Genomic DNA, 18,382 nt, shown 5'->3' on the forward strand with positions numbered 1-18,382 from the left:
AGCTCGCATGTACCCTCCCTCGGTCATGGGTGGGCGGCGGCGCTTCCCACTCACCCTTACCCATGCCTGCTCCGGCTCAGTCGATGGAAATGTTGAGGGCCTTCACTCGCTCCCCCCAGACCTTGATCTCATCCTGGAAGTACTTGGCGGTTTCAGCCGTATCACGCGCCTGAAGCACGTAGCCCTGCTTCGCCAGTTGTGCCGAAGCCTCTGGGTTGCTGATGACGGCGTTGATTTCGGCATTAAGCTTCTCAACGACATTGGCGGGGGTACCGACCGGCACAAAAAAGCCCACCCACGAAGCAGCTTCATAGTCACCGAATCCGAGCTCTGCGTATGTCGGCACGTCGGGTGCTGCCTTAACACGTGCCTTGCTCGCCACGGCTAACCCCCGAAGGAGACCTTCGTTGATTTGGGCGGTAATGCCGAAGGAGGCAGCGACCAGATCAACCTGGTCGCCAATCGCCGCCTGGACAGCAAGCGCGCCACCCCGGAACGGCACGTGGACCACCTCCGCGCCGGACTGCTGCTTGAAAAAATATTCCGCAGCCAAGTGGGAGCCGGACCCCACTCCCGCGCTTGAGAAGGTCGCACCTCCAGCGGACTTCGCCAGGGCGACATAGTCGTTCAGGGATTTAATTTTAGAGCCCGCCGGGACGGCAATAATCTCCGGCGCCGACGCCGGAATGGCAACTGGGATGAACTGATCTGATTTGTAGCCGAGATTGTGATAAGCCGTTTGGCTGATCGCGATGGACGTGGTGGTGACCAGGATGGTGTACCCGTCGGGGGCAGCCATCGAGATCGCGGTAGCAGCGATGTTTCCGCCGGCACCATCACGGTTTTCCACAGTGACCGCCTCATTGAGCTTCCGCCCGAGGCCATCAGAAACGACGCGGGCGAGAGTGTCTGCGAACCCCCCCGGGGAGTATCCAACGACCATGCTGATGCGTCTGTTTGGGTAAGTCTGTTCCTGTGCGTGGCCGGGAGCTCCGACCAGGAGCGCGCTCAAAACGATACCGGCAGTGAATAAATTCGATTGGATAGTCATTTGGATTTCCTCCTCCACTTGCTCGTACGCCAGCGCACGAATGCAATCTCCAACTGGCGTTCATTCACCAGCCGGACTTTCCTCCACCTCTCCACATTAACCTCGCGACGGTCGGCTGTCATATTCGATCGCTAAGTCAAGATATAAGATCCGGCTAATGGGCTAACGCAAAAGGCCGTTGATCAACTCCTTCGGGGATGCCGCTTCATGATCAGCTCGAGCATCCCCTCGAGCCCCAAACCGAGATCTCCGGACTCGTGAAGTTCGCCTAGCCGCTGCTGGTGCTCGACTGTGGCGAGGCTTGCTACCGGATCGAGCCCTAGCTCGGCGACCGTCTTTGCCGCCTCACGCATCTCTGCTGCCCGACGGATGCCGTGATCGAGCATGCGGCTGATATTGTAGGCTGCGGCACTACGCCATTTCATCGCTGGGAAGCTCTTGTCCAGACTGTCGAGGATTTGGGGGAGAACACCGGCGACGTGGGCGGAAGCGAGGCACTCGTAGGTCAGGCTCTCCAGGCCTTTAACCATGACACTACGGATCATCTTGATCACGGCCGCATTACCAACAATCTCATCGACCACGCTTACATTCATTCCGATCGCCGAAAGCACCGCATGGGCTTCTCCGGCGGACGGTCCGGACGCTAGGCACGGTGTGGCCAAGCCTAGAGGCTGCACCGGCGCCATGACTGCGAGATCCACATAGCTGTCGACTGACTTAAAGCAGGATGCCGATTGACGCTTTCGTCCAGGCGAGACCGAATTCAGGTCGATGAACAGCATCCCCACATGGGCGACCGGTCCGACCGCAGCCGCCACCGTCCCGCTGTTTTCAGCAGTCACCGCTGAAAAGACCAAGTCCGCTCTGGCCAGCAAACTGTCGATGTCCGGGGCGATGCGGACGCCCAGTGCGCGTGCCGCTTTAAGGCAATCACTGCCTGCCTGATCAAACTTGAGGTCAAAGGCCGCGACGCGAGCGCGGTCAACGGCCCCTAGGCCCGCGGTGAAGGTTTGCGCCAACTCGCCAAAACCGATAAAGCCGATTTCACGGAACGACTGAACGGATGCCGAATTCGCATCGTCAGACAATTGTGCACACCTCGTCAAAGTGGAAACGCTCTTGGCGCGGAAAAAGCTTCTCCGGATCACCGTAGCCTAGGTTGACGAGGAAGTTTGACCGGACCTTGCCACTGGCGAAGAAGCTTTGGTCCACGATGTCGTGATCGAAACCCGACATAGGTCCGCAGTCGAGACCCAGCGCACGGGCTGCCAGGATAAGATATGCTCCCTGCAACGTTCCATTGCGAAACGCTGCGCGGTGGGTTAGATCAGCATCAGCAATGTACATTTCCTTCCGGCCGGTGGCGAACGGAGCCAAGCGATCGAAATGGTTGTAGAACTCTAGGTCGAAACCGAGCACCGCGGTCACCGGCGCGCTCATCGTTTTATCGACGTTGCCAGGTTTGAGTGCCGGCAATAAGCGCTGCTTTGCTTCCGGCGTCTTCACGAAAACGACGCGCATGGGATTACCGTTACCGCTGGTTGGCGCCATCCGGGCGATATCGTACACTTCGCGCAACAACTCGTCGGAGACAGGCTTGTCCTGCCAAAAATAGTGCGTCCGCGCCTCGAGAAAAAGCTGCGCAACGCTCTTCGGGTCAACCCGGTCAATCCTGATGTTTAAGGTCATATCCATCTCTCCTGAAATCGTATTGTGGAGCTGCACGTCGCAGATCGAGGGCTATTCGACGAACACAAGGCCGTCGAACAGCTTGCGGGCCGTGCGCAGCATGCCGGCCCTTTGCGGCATTCCGTCATCGCCGCATGTGAGTACGACGGCCGTTTCTCCCGTGGGATGTTCGATGGACAGCGTTTTCGACCCGCCGACGGGGACCTGGGCGACCCTGGCGGCCGGAGAACCCGGCAGCAAGCAGGCGGTCGCCACGCTCACAGCGCCAAACACCCCTATGGAGGAATGGCAGCGGTGCGGGATGAAAGTGCGGGTGGAGACGGTCCCGCCATGTTGAGGTTCGGATACCATCGTCAATTTTGGTACGGACTTCTTGCTCACATCTCCGAGGTTCATCAAGGGGCCCGCCGCAAGACGGATCGACTCCAGCTTCTTCCGCAACGCGACGTTTTGCTCCAGTTCTTCTGGAGCCTCCGTGCCCATTACCCCGAGATCCCGCGCGCACATCACCACGCACGGCATACCATTATCGATGAGTGTTGCCTGAACGCCTTCGATCGTGTCAACGGTATTACCGGTCGGCAAGAGCGCGCCGCATGTCGAGCCGGCGGTGTCCTCGAACATGATCGAGACCGGTGCTGCCCTACCCGGCACCCCGTCAATTTTGGCATCACCGGCGTAGCGCACCACTCCCCCCGGCGTTTCGAAGCGAACGGCAGCCACCTGGTTCGTGTTCTCCATGAACACGCGAACCTCGCTGACACCGTCTCTGACCGCGACTAGTCCTCGCTCCACCGCGAAGGGCCCAACGCCCGCAAGGATGTTGCCACAATTTTGACTGTCCGTGACGATGGGCTCATCGACGAAGACCTGCAAAAACAGAAAGTCAACATCAATCCCGGGATGGCTGGAAGGGCGGATCACGGCGACCTTTGAAGTCAGCGGATCAGCGCCTCCCATTCCGTCGATCTGCCGGGGGTCGGGCGATCCCATGACCTTCAGCAGGAAGGCATCGCGCGCGCTCGGTTCCTGCGGTAGGTCGGATTGCAGGAAGTAGCCCCCCTTCGACGTTCCACCGCGCATCCACATGCATCGCACGCCATCTGCGCCGAAGTTAGACATAGCGCAACCCTTTCCCCGCCAGCTTCTCGCGCATGCCATAAACATCGAGGCCCAGTTCACCGGCCTCGAACCGCGCTCGATTGGCCGCTTCTTTTTCCGCGCGGCTTTGCGACGCGACTAGCACATCTTCGGCACTCTCTCGCTTCACCACGCAGACCCCGTCGTCATCGGCGACAATGACGTCACCGGGGTTGATTGCCTGTCCGGCGCAGACGATCTGCACATTTACGTCGCCAAGTGTTTCCTTGACGGTGCCCTGGGCCGAAACATTCCGAGACCATACCGGAAACCCCATCTGTTCGAGCTCGGCAACGTCGCGGCACCCTGCCTCGATAATCAAGCCGCGTACGCCGCGTCTTACTAACGACGTTGCGAGCAGTTCGCCAAAATAGCCAGCGTCACTTGGCGATGTCGGTGCCACCACCAGAACATCGCCTTCCCGGCACTGCTCGACAGCGACATGGATCATCCAATTGTCCGCCGGAGGGATTGAGACGGTAACGGCAGTTCCCGCGATCCGGCAGCCTTTGTAGATCGGGCGCATATACGGCAGCAGAAGCCCGGAACGCCCCTGGGCCTCGTGCACGGTGGCCACGCCATGCCGTGCGAGCGCATCGACAACCTGAAGCGGCGCACGCGCCGTGTTTTGAACAACAATCGCCATCAGAGCTCATCCACGGTACGGGGAAAGATCGACTGGAAGCCTTCCGCATATTTAGCCTCGCGACCGCCTGCCTGTCCGCCCGAGTTGCGGCGGAAGTGATTGGCTCGGTTTTCCGCCACGTTCTGATAGTAAGCCCACAGATGCTGCTGGCCTTCCATGCACTCGATCGCGGCCCTTTTCTTTGCCCACACTTCTGTAATGTCGAGGATCGTGTCGGGTTTCCAGGAGCACTGCTCGGTCTGATGCGGTTCGAACAGATAAAGCTGAGGCGCTCCGAGGATTTTTTCACCCGGGTTATGGCCCCAGGCCTGAGCAACCATTCGGCATTCCAGCGCCACACGGGTGGCGTATGGATGATCGGTGTTATAGGGATCTTCGAGTGAATGTGAGAGCATGAATTCCGGCTGGACACGACGGATTACATCGACAAGATCGTTGCGCGCACTTCGATCCGCCCGAAGCGGATAGTCCCCGAGGTCGAAGAATAGAATCTCGCGTACATCGAGCGCTTTCGCGGCGGCTTCGGCCTCCTTGCGCCGGGCTGCTTTCACTCCCTCGAGGGTCATACCCTCCTGCTTCCACAGCTTGGCGCTTTCCCCGCGCTCTCCGTAGGACAGGCACACGACTGATACGTCGTACCCCTTGGCTGCGTGGAGCGCGATCGCGCCGCCGCAGCGCCAGACGAAGTCAGCGGAGTGGGCGCTCACGACGAGCGCAGTCTTGTTGGTCATATCACTTCTCCTGTTTGTCGACCGCCGCCGTCGCCGGCGGCGTCCCATGACTATGAAAGCTCGGTATGGTTGGAAGACCCCAGGCCTGACCCTTTTTGCGCTCTGTCTCCGTCCAGGTTACCGTCTCCCAGGAGGGATCGAGGATGAGCCGCGCACCGGCATTTGCCACTTCGACCCGGTTTCCCGCCGGTTCGTAGACATAGAGGAAGAAAGTGCCTTGAATTGCGTGTTTATGGGGGCCGGTTTCGATGAAAACGCCGTTCTCCAGAAAGATGTCCGCAGCACGCAGTACGTCCTCACGGCAATCAACGGCATAGGTCACATGGTGAAAGCGGCCGCTCATATCCGAGTGATCTTCTGTGTAGGCGATGTCGTAAGTCTTGTTGTTGACCGTGAACCAGCATCCCCCAAGCCGCCCATTGTCGAGTTGTATTTGCTCGGTCACGCGGCTGCCGAGCGCCTGGGCCATGAAGTCGCGAATAGCGCTCACATCTTTGGCAAGCAGATTCAGGTGGTCGATGCGCCTGACGGCAGCACCCCGGCCGTGGTAACGTTGCGCGAGGTTCTTCAGCGCCGGACGTTCTGCAGGAGGAGCGACGTAGCGCTTGGTGTCGTAGTAGAGCTCAAAGACGTGTCCGTCAGGATCATGGAAACGGAAGGCCTTCCCGTGGCCCATGTCGCCGTCGACCCACCCGATCGCGCATCCCATCCGTTCGATAACGTCAACGCGCCGCTGAAGCGCCTCGGGTGACGCTGTCCGGTATGCAACATGGCCGACGCCAGTTGTCTTCGAAGCCGTCAGTTTCAGCGTGTGGAACTCATAGTCGTCCCATGCTCTGAGATAGACCGAATTATCTTCGCGACCGCTCTCCGTCAGGCCATAAACATTGACAAAGAAGTCCAGGCTCTCCACCGGTTTATCCGTAAGGAGCTCAACATGCCCGAGGTGAGCAACATCGAAACAATTTTCTGGCATCCAATCCTCCCACAATCGCGTCGCGGTTCCCTACTGCGACACGGGCTGCAAAATCACACCGTTCGAGACGCCCAGATTTAAGATTTTGCGCGGTGACTGTCGCGACCGAGTTTTGCGTGCTGACGGAAATGATATGAAGCCGAGCCAATCTTGGCCAATCGCTTTCAGCTGCGGGGTTATAAAATTTGGCTAATCCTTCCCCTCCAACCCTTATTCCAAGCAACCCGGTCGGGTCGGCGCCGCTGGAAACTTTCACCGTTAAGGTTTCCTGCGCCAGAGCAGCCAGTTTCTTCAGAAACAGCACGTTTCAGAAAATTCGTCGTGCCAAAGACCGGCAGCCGTGCCGTCACCTGCCCCCCTTCGGCGGCCTCAGCCGTTCGCACTATCGCGGTATCAGCGATGGCGAGCCATTTCGTTGTTACCTGACGTGTGGTGCGGAGATTGAAGCGCAAGGGTATTCGCTGCGCGAGCGCGTGACTTTTACCGGAAGCACTACGTTGCGGAAAACACCCGACGAGTCGCTCTAGCGCCTCAAAATGCCACCAGCCGCCACAACGGCCTCGGGAGTATCGACGTCCAGATGTGCCGCTTCGCCGATATCGACATCGATGACCGGCAGCCCCGATGTCTCGATTATATGCCGCGCCCCGACGTCGCCTTCAAGCCGCATCACAGCGTCGCCGAGCAATCGGGGAAGAATGACCGGGTTGCCACGCTTGCCAAGTGAGACTGCGCGAACGATTGCCCGGCCGGAAGCGGAGCGGAACGCTGCGATGAGGAGGTTGAGATCGGCTGTCGTCACGCCGGGCATATCGGCGAGCATGACGAGGACACCGTCCGAATAGCGGGCTGGCGCGGCCGAAAAACCCGAGACAAGCGAACTTGCCATGCCGGATGCGTAATCAGGGTTTTCGACAGCGGTCACGTCCAGTCCCGACAGTGCCGCCACAATCTCGCTCTGCCGGTGGCCAGTCACGACGACGACGGGGGCCGCGTTGGTGGCAAGAGCGGTTTTCGCAGCACGGCGCACCAGCGGCTCCCCATCGAATTCGGCCAGCAGCTTGTGGGCGCCACCCTCACCCATCCGGCTGGCTTTCCCGGCAGCCAGGATGACGACCGCAACGGTCGCGGGTCGGCGATGATCCTCTGAGCTTTCCCGCGGTCGTGGCCGACTCTCAATTTCCATCAGCAGCCCTCCGACACCCATGCTCGTCAGATCATGCGCATCCGGCTTTTCACCAGCCAGGATGCGATCGAGAATCCAATCGAAGCCATTTTCCTTAGGGCTCCGCGCACAGCCAGGCGCCCCCGCGACATAAGTTTCGCCAATCCGTCCGAGAACAATAAGATTGCCAGGATCGACGGGCATACCTACGCTCAGAATTTCACCTCCCGCTTGGCGGATAGCTGCGGGGATTACATCGTCCCCGTCGATCACAGCCGATGCTCCGAAAACAATCACGAGTTTTGGAGAATTATCTGGAGCTTCCAGCGCGCGAGCAATTTCGACCGCGAGGGAGTCTTGCCGGTGAGCCACACGTTGCTCGCGCGCCAACTGGTTCCCATATACAGCTAACCGCCGCTCCAGAACCCGAGTCGTCTTTTCCATGACCGCAGGTTTGAGCGACGGCAGTTCCGTGGCGATAAGCGACACCGCGTATTGTCTGAACGGTTTGACCTCGAAGGCCGCGGCCGCGCTCAAGGCGTCACAAGCGGCTTCCACCTTGATACCCGGCACAGCAAGCGGAATGATTTTGAACGTCGCTACCATGTCACCAGCCCGGACACGCACATGATCTGCTAGACAAGCCAGCGTGATCGCCGGATCGATCCGATTGACGCGATCAACAACACGACGATCTGCAATGAAGAGCCCGTCACTGGCGGCATAAACATTGACGCGTCCGGTTGCGGCCTCAGAGAAACGCAGGTGGTCCGGCGCAATAGCTGCGGCAAGCCTCCGGGCCGCTTCGTCTTCGTCGAGGTCGCCGGCCTCGATCCGCGCTGCGGTGATGCTCGCGATCCCGGCCTGCGTGAGCGCCTCAACATCCGCGCGAGAAACACGGTGCCCTTTGCGCAAGGTCCGCTCCGGCAGTTTGACTGCGTGCGCGAGCATTAGCCCTTCCGCACCGGCGACTGGAAATTCGCCGAATTTCATCGGGTGCCGCCCTCCCGCGTTATGATATCTCGCGTCCGCAACGCCTCAATAATCTGCGCTAGGATGGCGACCGCGATCTCAGCCGGACTGGAAGCGCCGATAGGCAACCCGACAGGCCCTTTGATGCGGCTGAGCGCTTCGTCGGCAAAGCCCTCGGCCCTTAGTCGTTCCAGACGCGACGCATGAGTTCTTCTGCTTCCGAGCGCCCCGACATAAAAGCAACCGCGACGCAAGGCCTCGGCAATCGGGAAATCGTCTATTTTCGGATCATGCGTCACTGCGACGAGCGCAGTATAAGCGTCGAGCGGATTGTCCTTCAGGGCGTCTGAGGGCCAGGCAGCCACCAGGTTGATCCCGGGAAAGCGCTCAGGCGTCGCGAAAGCCGTCCGGGGGTCAATGATACGGACATTGAAACCAGCGAGTGCTGCCATTTTTGCCAAGACCTGGCTGATATGAACGGCTCCGATAATGACGACATCGGGTGGCGGCATATAAACGTTCAGGAAATAGCGACCATCGTTAAGCTCAACAACCGTCGAGCGTCCGGAGCGGAACGCACGAGCCATCGCCTCGCCAAGGCCACCGTCAAGCTCATCGCCTTCCGCAACGACCCTGCCATCGCCACTGCCGAGATTGGTAATCAATGCAGCCGCAACCCGCGCCCGCCTACAGGCGTTCAGCCGCTCTAGCGTCGCCAACTCCATCAGCCGAGCCTTTCTACATAGACGCGAATGCGCCCGCCACAGGAAAGGCCGACGCGCCAAGCCGTCTCATCGGCGACGCCGAATTCCAGCATCCTTGCCTCGCCAGTCCCAATGACCTCCAGTGCTTCGATGATGACCGCACCTTCCACGCACCCCCCGGAAACCGAGCCCTCAAAATTGGCCTCACTATCAATTACCAGATGGCTTCCTGGTGGCCGCGGTGCCGAACCCCATGTCTCGACGACGGTGGCGATCGCGACCTCCCGGCCGCTCCTCCTCCACGTCTCCGCAGTCACCAGTGGATCCAGATTCGTCATCATCTCATTCATGCAGCACCTCTTACGGTCTCCAAGGCATTCCGTCGCGTCGCCGGCCAGATTCGAGCGCAGCTGGAGGATCTTACTGTCATAGCCGGTTTCGCCATCATCCCTTACCCTCGCCACACCGGAACGATACCGTCATTACGATTCAACGCGCCAGCCCTTCTGTGGTCGCCTTATACCGATCGCGGATCCCGGCGACCTAGCTTCAGGACTGGATCCTATTCTGCCGGTGCGTTCGCGATCGATTGGACATTCGGGGAGTTCAATCTTGTGGCGCCTGCGAGTTTACGGATCACAACGAATAGAACCGGAATTAGGAATATGCCGAAAACGGTTGCGGCAATCATCCCGCCCATCACGCCGATACCGATAGAGTTCTGACTGCCAGCCCCCGCGCCCGAGGCGGTTGCGAGGGGCAATACTCCCAAGATGAAGGCGAAGGAGGTCATGAGGATAGGTCGAAGCCGTTGACGGGACGCTTCGATTGTTGCCTCGATGAGGCCCTTGCCTTTCAATTCCTCCGCCGTAGCAAACTCAACAATGAGGATCGCGTTCTTGGCCGTGAGCCCAATGGTCGTCAGCAGCCCCACCTTGAAATAAACGTCGTTCAGCTGGCCGAACTGGCTTGCCGCGATCAGTGCTCCCAAAATGCCCACCGGAACCGACAGCATGACGGACAAGGGCACCGTCCAGCTTTCGTATAGTGCAGCCAGCGCCAGAAAGACGACGATCACAGAGATGATGTAGAGCTGGAGAGCCTGATTGCCTGCAAGACGCTCCTCCGCTGACAGGCCAGTCCACTGGTGGGAAAAGCCTGCTGGAAGATTATCAACCATACGGTCGACCTCATCCATTGCCTGCCCGGAACTTACCCCAGTTGCCGGCGAACCCTGCAACTGAACTGCGGACACGCCGTTATAACGCTCCAACCGTGGTGATCCGAACGTCCAGTTGCCGGTGGCGAAAGATGATAGCGGAACCATCTCACCGAGATTATTGCGGACATGCCATCGCTCGAAGTCCTCCGGCTGCATGCGAAACTCCGCGCCGGACTGGACATAAACACGTTTTACACGGCCGCGGTCGAGAAAATCGTTGACGTAGGTGCCTCCCCACGCCGTCGACAGCGTCGCGTCGATATCTGACAGGTTGATGCCCAGAGCGCTCGCGCGGTCGCGATCTATAGCAATCGAATATTGGGGCGTATCGTCCTGCCCGTTGGGGCGTGTGCCTGTCAGCCGGTCGTTTTGCGCGGCGGCTCCCAATAGCTGGTTGCGAGCGCCCATGAGAGCCTCATGCCCTGCGTTGCCGGTATCGCGAAGGAAGAAATCAAAACCGCTGTTGTTTCCGAAACCCGGAATGGCTGGAGGAGCAAGTGCCACGACGCGCCCATCGGATATCTTCGCAAAAGCTGCCATCGCGCGCCGCACAATCGCCGCAGCCGACGCCTCAGGCGTTTGCCTCTCATCAAAATCCTTGAGCGCGACAAATACGGTCGCGACATTCTGTCCCTGCCCGCCAAAACTGAAGCCAACCGACCCGAATATGCCTTCGACGTAGTCGCGCTCGTTCGTCAGGTAGTGTTCTATGACCTGATCGAGAACTCGCCGTGTACGATCAGCCGTTGCACCGGGTGGTAGCTGGACGGCGGTGACAAGGCGCCCCTGATCCTCTTCGGGAAGAAACGCCGAAGGCAGCCTTGAAAATAGAAAGCCCACCCCGATTGCAATTGCCACACACATCACGACCCCAATAGCAATGCGGCGAAGCAGAAGCTGAGTGGTTTTCTGGTACGCGTTTGTAAAGCGAGAAAATCCTGCATTGAACCATCGGAACGGCGCAGCCTTTTGTGCACCATGTTTGGGTCTCTTGAGGAGCGATGCGCACAGAGCAGGCGTCAGCACCAGCGCGACAAGGACAGACAAGACCATGGCCGTGACAATGGTCACCGAAAACTGCCGATAGATGATACCGACGGAGCCAGAGAAGAACGCCATCGGAATGAACACTGCGGCTAGTACAGTTGTGATGCCGACGAGAGCGCTGCTGATCTCACCCATCGACTTTATTGTCGCCTCGCGCGGATCGAGCCCTTCTTCCTCCATGACCCGCTCGACATTCTCGACGACGACGATGGCATCATCCACCAGGAGACCGATCGCCAGCACCATCGCGAACATCGTGAGCGTATTGATGGAGTAGCCGAAAAGTTCCAGGACGGCGAACGTCCCCAGAAGCACGACCGGAATGGCCAGCGTGGGGATAATGGTCGCTCGGACATTTTGCAGGAACACATACATCACGATGAAGACGAGAACGACGGCTTCGATGAGTGTCATCACCACTCCTTCGATCGACAACCGGACAAAAGGAGACGTGTCGAACGGGTAATGTACATCGACGCTGGCCGGAAAATTCGGGCGCTGCCGCTCAATCTCGGCACGTATTGCTTCAGCGGTGTCCAGTGCATTGGCACCGGACGCCAATCGGAAACCGACCCCGGCGGCAGGCGTTCCACTGTAGGTACTTGAGAGGGTGTAACTCTCTGCCCCCAGCTCGACCGTCGCAATGTCGCTCAGGCGGATGACGGAACCGTCTGCATCACTGTGGAGAATAATCGCCTCGAACTGCTCCACGGTTTGCAGGCGACTGCCTGCCGTAACCGTTGCATTGAGCTGCTGCCCACGTCGCTGCGGCAGGGCGCCAAGCTGCCCCGCTGAGACCTGCGTATTTTGCGCGCGGATCGCCTGCGTTACATCGCTTACCATCAACTCGTGTTGAGCCAGCTTATCCGGATCGATCCAGATCCGCATCGCATAGCGATCCGACCCAAGAAGCCGCGCTTCCCCGACGCCGGGTACGCGTCGTAACGTATCCATGAGCGAGGTATCGATGAAGTCGGCGATGTCGTTCCCGTTGAGGCTTCCATCAGACGATGCGAGAGCGGCAATCAAGAAAAAGCTTGCCGTCGACTTCGAGACGGTCAACCCGCTATCGAGGACGGCCTGAGGCAGACGGGCTTCGACGAGCTGAAGGTTGTTTTGAACCTGCATCTGCGCCACGTCGGGATCCGCTTCGCTGGTAAAGGTGAGTGTGATTGATGACTCGCCCGTCGCCGTGGAGTTCGACGAGATGTAGTCGACATTGTCGATCCCGGTCATGCCTTGCTCGATTACCTTCGTGACCGAGTCTTCTACGGTCTTCGCATCTGCTCCGGGATAATTGGCGGTGATCCGAACTGCAGTCGGCGCGATCTGAGGATATTGGGAAATCGACAGCGACGGGATCGAGAGGGCCCCTGCCATCATGATCGCAACTGCCAGGACAATAGCGAAGATGGGACGTTCGATAAAAAAACGCGACATGATCTGTATCCTATTGAAGTGACAGGGTGCGCGAGCCCATAAGATTGTTGGTGTCGCGACGGGGTTGGTGCGACGACACGGAGGCTTCCTCGACGCTGCGCACTTCGCCAGTGTCATCTTCAACGACGGCGAACTTGATTCGGACGTTCTGTCCCACCCGCGTTCGCTGCGAACCCTCCACCACAACGCGGTCGCCTTCAGCCACGCCGGCGGTGACGAGCCAGCTGTTTCCGACTGACCGATCAACGGTTAGAACGCGCTCTTCTATTTTCGTTTCATCGGTGACAAACCGGGCGACGGCTTGTCCGCGGGGATTGCGAGATACAGCCCGTTGCGGGACAAGAAAACTTCTTTCGACGAAGCCTTCTTCGATAAGGGCGCGCACATACATGCCCGGCATCAAAATGCCGTTTGGGTTGGGGAAGACCGCGCGCAGCGACACCATTCCTGTTGACTGCGAAACTGCTGACCCAAGGAACTGAAGCTTGCCAGGATGAGGGTAACGTGAACCGTCCTCAAGCTTCAGTTCAACTGTGACATAGTCCCCGTTTGATCTGATGCTGTTGGACGTCAGTGCCTTGTTGAGAGCCAGGAGACTGGCACTAGACCTCACGAGATCAACATTAATGATGTCGTGCTGACGGATGACAGTCAACGGCTGCGCCTGATCCCGCGTAACCAAAGCCCCTTGCGTGACGGTTGAGCCATCCACCCGTCCGCTGATCGGGGCGACTATCTTTGTGTAGTCAAGTTCGATGCGGGTAGTTTCAAGTGCCGCCGTTGCCGCTGCAACGTCTGCTTCCGCCTGGAGCAATTGAGTCCGGGCAATGTCCAGTTCCTGCTGGCTCACGGCATTGTTGGCGGTTAGCCGCTCATAACGTTCGAACCTGGCCCGGGCACTCGGCACGGCGCTCTCCGCCCGCTGTAAGTTGGCCTGAGCATTTCGATAGGCAGCTTCAAAGGCCGTCGGGTCTAGCTCGTAAAGGACGTCGCCGGCATCGACCTGGCTACCTTCTTCGAACACGCGTCTCTGGATGGTGCCCGTCACCCGCGGTCGAACCTCAGAAACCAGATGGGCGCTCGTACGCCCCGGCAGTTCACGGGTAAGGGGTACGGTTTTTTGTTCAAGTACTTGAACACTTACTTCGGGATCCGGGGTCGCGACGGGCTGTTGTGCCTCAACCTCGGAATTGCAGCCGTGCAACACGAAAGTGCACGATACGAGAAAAAGCGTCTGAAGGAGGAGCCTGGGACGTTTGATCATTTACTGCCTCGTGCTGAAGATTGCCATTGATGGAGCCGTCGCGGCGATTGCTCGCTGTGTAATGGAGGCTTGTCGCGCCGATATGCCGGGGGCGTCCGAAATTATATCAATCTGTCGGAGCTACGGCGCACGTTTCGGCGCCGTAGCCCCGACCTTAGGTAAATCCCCTATGACGCCTCTTGAAACAACTCAGCACTCGCTAAGCGCAATTGACTGAGCAACTGTTCGGACGTGGCAGATCGTTGCTGGGCGAACCGCAGCAGCTGCTGCGCGGCCATGAGAGCGTTCTGATGGTCGAGCTCCAGTTCGTTTTCTTCGCAGAAAGCAATGAGTGCTTGCTTGATCTCACGGATCTCCCAAAGTCCAAGGGTCATGTTAGGTCTCCGACGTGCTGAATTGACGTCATAGTGACAGTGCGATGTCTCCTGGTTTTGCCAAAGATGTAACAACTGATGTCGCAATACCTGCATTCGATTGTGTTGTATCTGCTACCCCAACTGGCGTGATCGAGAATCCCCTTGACGCCAATAGGATAGAGTCCAAAGTAGAGTGCCACCGGAATTTTGCGATCGCTGGGTTCGACCGTTGAATGGTCGCAAGTAGGTGTCGCTCGTTGAAGAAACTGGCTCAAAGAATTTCGCCCGTCTGCTTGCCGCGGGCTTGGCCATTTGGAGCCCGTTGTTGCTTGCGCATCAAGGCGCGTTTCGCCAATCGGCGGCTCAGCGCCGTGATCAGGTCGCACTTTGACAACACCTTCCACAAGAAGGTTATGGAGATCGGCACCGCGTTGAAGCGATTGAGTCCGCACCAACGCGGGAGCGTTACATTCGGTTACAATTTTGACCTGCCCTGCGAAATTTCCGCGACACCCTCACCGTAGTTTTGCCAAGTCGAGATGAAGCCAGCGGCAGATCGCCATCGCTTCGCCGACAGTCTGAAATCTGAGAGAAAACAGTCATGGAAAATTTCAGAGACGATTATCTTCCCGTTTGCAGCCCAAACCTCACGGCATTGCCCGGGCTTTGCTTGCCGACGTCTTCCTTTTGGTCGTGGTGGTTGGGGTGAGCTTGACACTCAACTCCGTCGTGGCCTGATCGCTCACGCGAACCGTCGGACACTGACGCTCCAGGCAAGCGTGAGCGACCGCATCAGCGCATCGCTTGTCATGGCCTGCAGGACGTTTATCCGGCGCCAGCGTTCAATGATAAAACATTCGTCTTTCGTGGGATCAATCAAGTTCTTTCGATTTTCAGTAATATCGCTTCGCCTCTGACTCTCTGGACACGTACTTCGTCCCGATACAGAAAATATCGAGGTTGTGCAGCTGAGAGGGATCGGTTCGTCTCTAGGCGAGCCAAGTTCAATGCGATCACCATCTTCATTGCCTCTGGAATGACGTCCCATGGGTCAGCCAGAGATCGAAAAGTTTTCTCCGACCCCTAGGCTCAGGACTCATTAAATCATAGCCAGAAGATGACGGTTGCAGCGATGCATATGCTTGAGAAGAAAGCGTGTGCGCAACGGTCGTAACGGGTTGCGATGCGCCGCCAGTCCCTGAGCTTGGCGAAAAGGTTCTCGACCTTGTGGCGCTTTGTAGAGCGCCTTGTCATAGGGGTATGGCACCTTCCTGCTTCGGCTCGAAGGGATGCAGGGTTCGATGCCCTTGGCCAGCAAGGCTTCCCGAAACGCGTTACTGTCATATCCACGGTCAGCAATCAGCGCTTTGGCTGGCGGCAGAGCATTCAGCACGAGACGAGCGCCCCTATGGTCGCTCATCTGACCTTCGCTGAGCAGCATGATGATCGGGCGTCCCTCCCCATCGCAAACGGTGTGCAGCTTGGAATTCAGTCCGCCTTTTGTTCGCCCGATACGACGGGGAACATCCCCTTTTTGAGCAGGCTCGCCGCCGTGCGGTGTGCTTTCAGTGGCCACGCCAAGAGCGCAAAGACCGAAAGCGGAAGCACTCTATGTAATAAAAATCCCACAGTGCTTTTCCCCCAGGGCAGTTTGGCCGAAATGAGAAATATTTTGTCCGAATGTCGAAATGCTGGTGATCAGGAAGCCGATTAGAAGACAAACGTAGTCAAGTTATCTGAATCGGGGCGATAGAGCATGAGCAGCTATTTGGGTGGCCAGCCAGGCGGACGAATTAAATTCCTAAATAAACATAGAACGACATGCCTAGTTCGCGTGTCGATGCTTGCGATAGTCGCCACGGCGGCTATCTCTGCAAACGCCCAAGAAGCGAAAGAACAGGAATCGACTATCCTCAAGCCGATCATCATAACTGCACGAAAAACGGAAGAGCAAATAAGGGATGTACCTCAAAGTATCACCGTCGTGACGCCGGATGATATTGAAAGTAATGCACTCGATTCGAGCGGAGCGATAGCGGCGGCTTCTCCAAATGTCGTATGGCAGAATGCATCCGTGGGCAGACAGTTCTTTTCAATCCGCGGCATCAGTTCGCTGGGCGTGCCGAACAACTTCTCCGATGGCACAATCGGCTTTACGGTTGATGGCATACCACAGAGCATGTTGAGTTCCCAGAACATGCTCTTCGACATCGATCATGTTGAAGTTCTTCGCGGGCCGCAGGGGACGCTTTGGGGCACGAATTCCCTTGGCGGTGCAATCAATGTGACCACCAAACAGCCGGACGGCGAACACGAGGCAAAGATCACGGCGGAATACGGAGAACATGGCTATGCCATGGGCGAAGCCACACTTGGCGGCGTGCTGATTCCCGACGCTCTGAACGGGCGAATGGCAATCCGTTTCAACCACTATGACGGGGATATCGACAGCCTGTTTACCGACGATCTTGGTGCAAGAAAAATCGGTGCCTTCCGCGGAGGGCTGCAATTCATTGGCCTCGATGACACGACCATCACACTGACCGGGAATTATCTTCGTGACAATTCAAACGCCCCCTTTTCTCTTTTGCGTGGAGCGCCGGGGTTTCCGATCAGTGGGGTCGTAACAGAACCGGACTATGTCACGACGCATGCCGATCTCGGATTGACTATCAAGCACGAGTTCGAGAACTTTTCCCTCACGTCCATCACCGGCTTTCAGAATAACAAGATGACGGCCCGGACCGAAGCAAATGACGTCCTCATTCCGTCGTTGTTCCCGTTGGTGGGGAGCAATGTCTGGCACGGCATCGACAAGGAAAAGATCTTCAGTCAGGAAATCCGGCTTAACTCACTTGAAGGGGACGATATCAGGTGGGTCGTGGGAGGGAGCATCAATTATTCGGATCTCGACCATAGCTGCACCGCTCCCCAATGTGCGCCATTCCCATATTCCGGTCTCGTCACCATGGACACGAACCTTCGAGCTTTGAATCTCGGCCTGTTCGGCGACGCTTCCATCCCGCTCGGCGACAAATGGGAAGTGTCATTCGGGGGACGCCTGAGTCATGATGACATCAAATTAAAACAGACCAACGATCTTCGTGTTGCCAGCCTCACTGGCGACAGCGAAGCCGATGGCACCTATCTCACGGGACGCACAGCGCTCGCTTACAAATGGACCAATTCTGCACAGAGCTACGTCTCCATCGCCCGAGGCCATGGGACCAGAATCTACCCGCTGTTTTCTTATCCGAACAACGGTTCCGTGGCCGATGCTTATCCGGCGGCCGAAAACTGGACTTATGAAATTGGCACCAAGGTTGCGCTTTTCGACGACCGTCTCGAACTGGACGGGAGCGTCTTTTACAACGACGTGAAGAACGGCGTCCTGAGCTATTACGATCCCGGCCTCGGAGGCTTTGCCACGACCTTCCAGAGTTACGAGACGTCTGGGTTCGAACTGCAGGCGCGTGCTGCAATTACGGACGAATTGAGCTTCAACGCGGGCATAGGCTACACACACACCCGCCTCGGCTCGGACGGAGCGAGCTCGATTTTCGAAGGCAATCGGGTTCCCAATATTCCGGAATGGAGTATTTCGGCGGGCTTGGCTTATGAAACGGATGCTGAAATGGTAGGCTTGCCCGGCTCGTTCAATGCCGCCATAGATTATCAGTACAGAAGCTCTCGCCCTGCTGATGTGCAGTCCACATTCGACCTTGACGCCTATAGCATCGTCAATGCTCGGGTCGGCTGGAAAAACGCGGGCGGTGATTTTGAAATCTACGGTTTCGGGCGCAACCTGTTCGACGAACGCTATGAAACGTTCGGCTCGGCTGGTTTCCTCGGCAGCCAGCTTGTTTCCGTGAGCCAGGGCCGCGTCCTGGGGGTGGGGATTTCAAAATCCTTCTGACCGGCTACGCTATAGCAGCGCTATGATGGCATGTGCGTCTGCGCCAATACTGATTGAAGA

The 18,382-nt window shown here is 57.9% G+C and carries 14 protein-coding genes and 1 pseudogene; 1 reads left to right on the plus strand and 14 read right to left on the minus strand.

Annotated features, from left to right (window positions below; translation table 11 throughout):
* Nucleotides 1-76: 76 nt before the first annotated feature.
* The 14 genes and pseudogenes from F3H58_RS20340 to F3H58_RS27565 form a co-directional block, all read right to left on the minus strand.
* Nucleotides 77-1,051, minus strand: coding sequence for a Bug family tripartite tricarboxylate transporter substrate binding protein (locus F3H58_RS20340; RefSeq protein WP_149743521.1), 975 nt, complete (start codon nt 1,049-1,051; stop codon nt 77-79).
* 182 nt (nt 1,052-1,233) lie between these two features.
* Complete coding sequence (locus tag F3H58_RS20345; RefSeq protein WP_149743522.1) at nt 1,234-2,142, minus strand: NAD(P)-dependent oxidoreductase; 909 nt, start codon at nt 2,140-2,142, stop codon at nt 1,234-1,236.
* The gene (locus F3H58_RS20350; protein WP_502706420.1) at nt 2,135-2,749 is read right to left on the minus strand and encodes a malonic semialdehyde reductase; all 615 of its coding nucleotides are present in this window, start codon (nt 2,747-2,749) and stop codon (nt 2,135-2,137) included. The genes F3H58_RS20345 and F3H58_RS20350 overlap by 8 nt, the downstream gene beginning before the upstream one ends.
* Nucleotides 2,750-2,794: 45 nt before the next feature.
* Nucleotides 2,795-3,865 (minus strand): 4-oxalomesaconate tautomerase, encoded by a 1,071-nt coding sequence (locus tag F3H58_RS20355; RefSeq protein ID WP_210246924.1) that lies wholly within the window; start codon nt 3,863-3,865, stop codon nt 2,795-2,797.
* Nucleotides 3,858-4,529 (minus strand): 4-carboxy-4-hydroxy-2-oxoadipate aldolase/oxaloacetate decarboxylase, encoded by a 672-nt coding sequence (locus F3H58_RS20360; RefSeq protein ID WP_149743524.1) that lies wholly within the window; start codon nt 4,527-4,529, stop codon nt 3,858-3,860. Before F3H58_RS20360 ends, F3H58_RS20355 begins: the two co-directional genes overlap by 8 nt.
* Entirely contained in the window at nt 4,529-5,260 is a 732-nt protein-coding gene (locus tag F3H58_RS20365; RefSeq protein ID WP_149743525.1) for a PIG-L deacetylase family protein, read from the minus strand. Before F3H58_RS20365 ends, F3H58_RS20360 begins: the two co-directional genes overlap by 1 nt.
* Before the next feature lies 1 nt (nt 5,261).
* On the minus strand, nt 5,262-6,236 hold the full coding sequence (locus tag F3H58_RS20370) for a VOC family protein (protein WP_149743526.1): 975 nt from the start codon (nt 6,234-6,236) through the stop codon (nt 5,262-5,264).
* A 523-nt stretch (nt 6,237-6,759) separates the two neighbouring features.
* A complete protein-coding gene (locus tag F3H58_RS20375) occupies nt 6,760-8,394 on the minus strand; it encodes an NTP transferase domain-containing protein (protein WP_149743527.1) in 1,635 nt (544 codons plus the stop codon).
* Nucleotides 8,391-9,098, minus strand: coding sequence for an XdhC family protein (locus F3H58_RS20380; RefSeq protein ID WP_149743528.1), 708 nt, complete (start codon nt 9,096-9,098; stop codon nt 8,391-8,393). The genes F3H58_RS20375 and F3H58_RS20380 overlap by 4 nt, the downstream gene beginning before the upstream one ends.
* Nucleotides 9,098-9,427 carry an XdhC family protein gene (locus tag F3H58_RS20385; protein ID WP_149743529.1) on the minus strand — a complete coding sequence of 110 codons (330 nt, stop codon included), beginning with the start codon at nt 9,425-9,427 and terminating at the stop codon, nt 9,098-9,100. The genes F3H58_RS20380 and F3H58_RS20385 overlap by 1 nt, the downstream gene beginning before the upstream one ends.
* A 212-nt stretch (nt 9,428-9,639) precedes the next feature.
* The gene (locus tag F3H58_RS20390; RefSeq protein WP_149743530.1) at nt 9,640-12,786 is read right to left on the minus strand and encodes an efflux RND transporter permease subunit; all 3,147 of its coding nucleotides are present in this window, start codon (nt 12,784-12,786) and stop codon (nt 9,640-9,642) included.
* 10 nt (nt 12,787-12,796) lie between these two features.
* Nucleotides 12,797-14,050: an efflux RND transporter periplasmic adaptor subunit gene (locus tag F3H58_RS20395; protein ID WP_149743531.1), complete on the minus strand. Its 1,254-nt coding sequence runs from the start codon at nt 14,048-14,050 to the stop codon at nt 12,797-12,799.
* 167 nt (nt 14,051-14,217) lie between these two features.
* Nucleotides 14,218-14,424: a hypothetical protein gene (locus tag F3H58_RS20400; protein WP_149743532.1), complete on the minus strand. Its 207-nt coding sequence runs from the start codon at nt 14,422-14,424 to the stop codon at nt 14,218-14,220.
* A 1,086-nt stretch (nt 14,425-15,510) separates the two neighbouring features.
* A pseudogene (locus F3H58_RS27565) lies at nt 15,511-15,975 on the minus strand (IS5 family transposase); the annotation flags it as partial.
* Between the two features lie 187 nt (nt 15,976-16,162).
* Here F3H58_RS27565 and F3H58_RS20410 point away from each other — a divergent pair.
* Nucleotides 16,163-18,322 carry a TonB-dependent receptor gene (locus F3H58_RS20410; RefSeq protein WP_149743534.1) on the plus strand — a complete coding sequence of 720 codons (2,160 nt, stop codon included), beginning with the start codon at nt 16,163-16,165 and terminating at the stop codon, nt 18,320-18,322.
* Nucleotides 18,323-18,382 lie beyond the last annotated feature (60 nt).

Origin of the sequence: Rhizobium sp. NFACC06-2 (assembly GCF_900101425.1) — a bacterium.
In the GTDB taxonomy this organism is placed as follows: Bacteria; Pseudomonadota; Alphaproteobacteria; order Rhizobiales; family Rhizobiaceae; genus Agrobacterium; species Agrobacterium leguminum.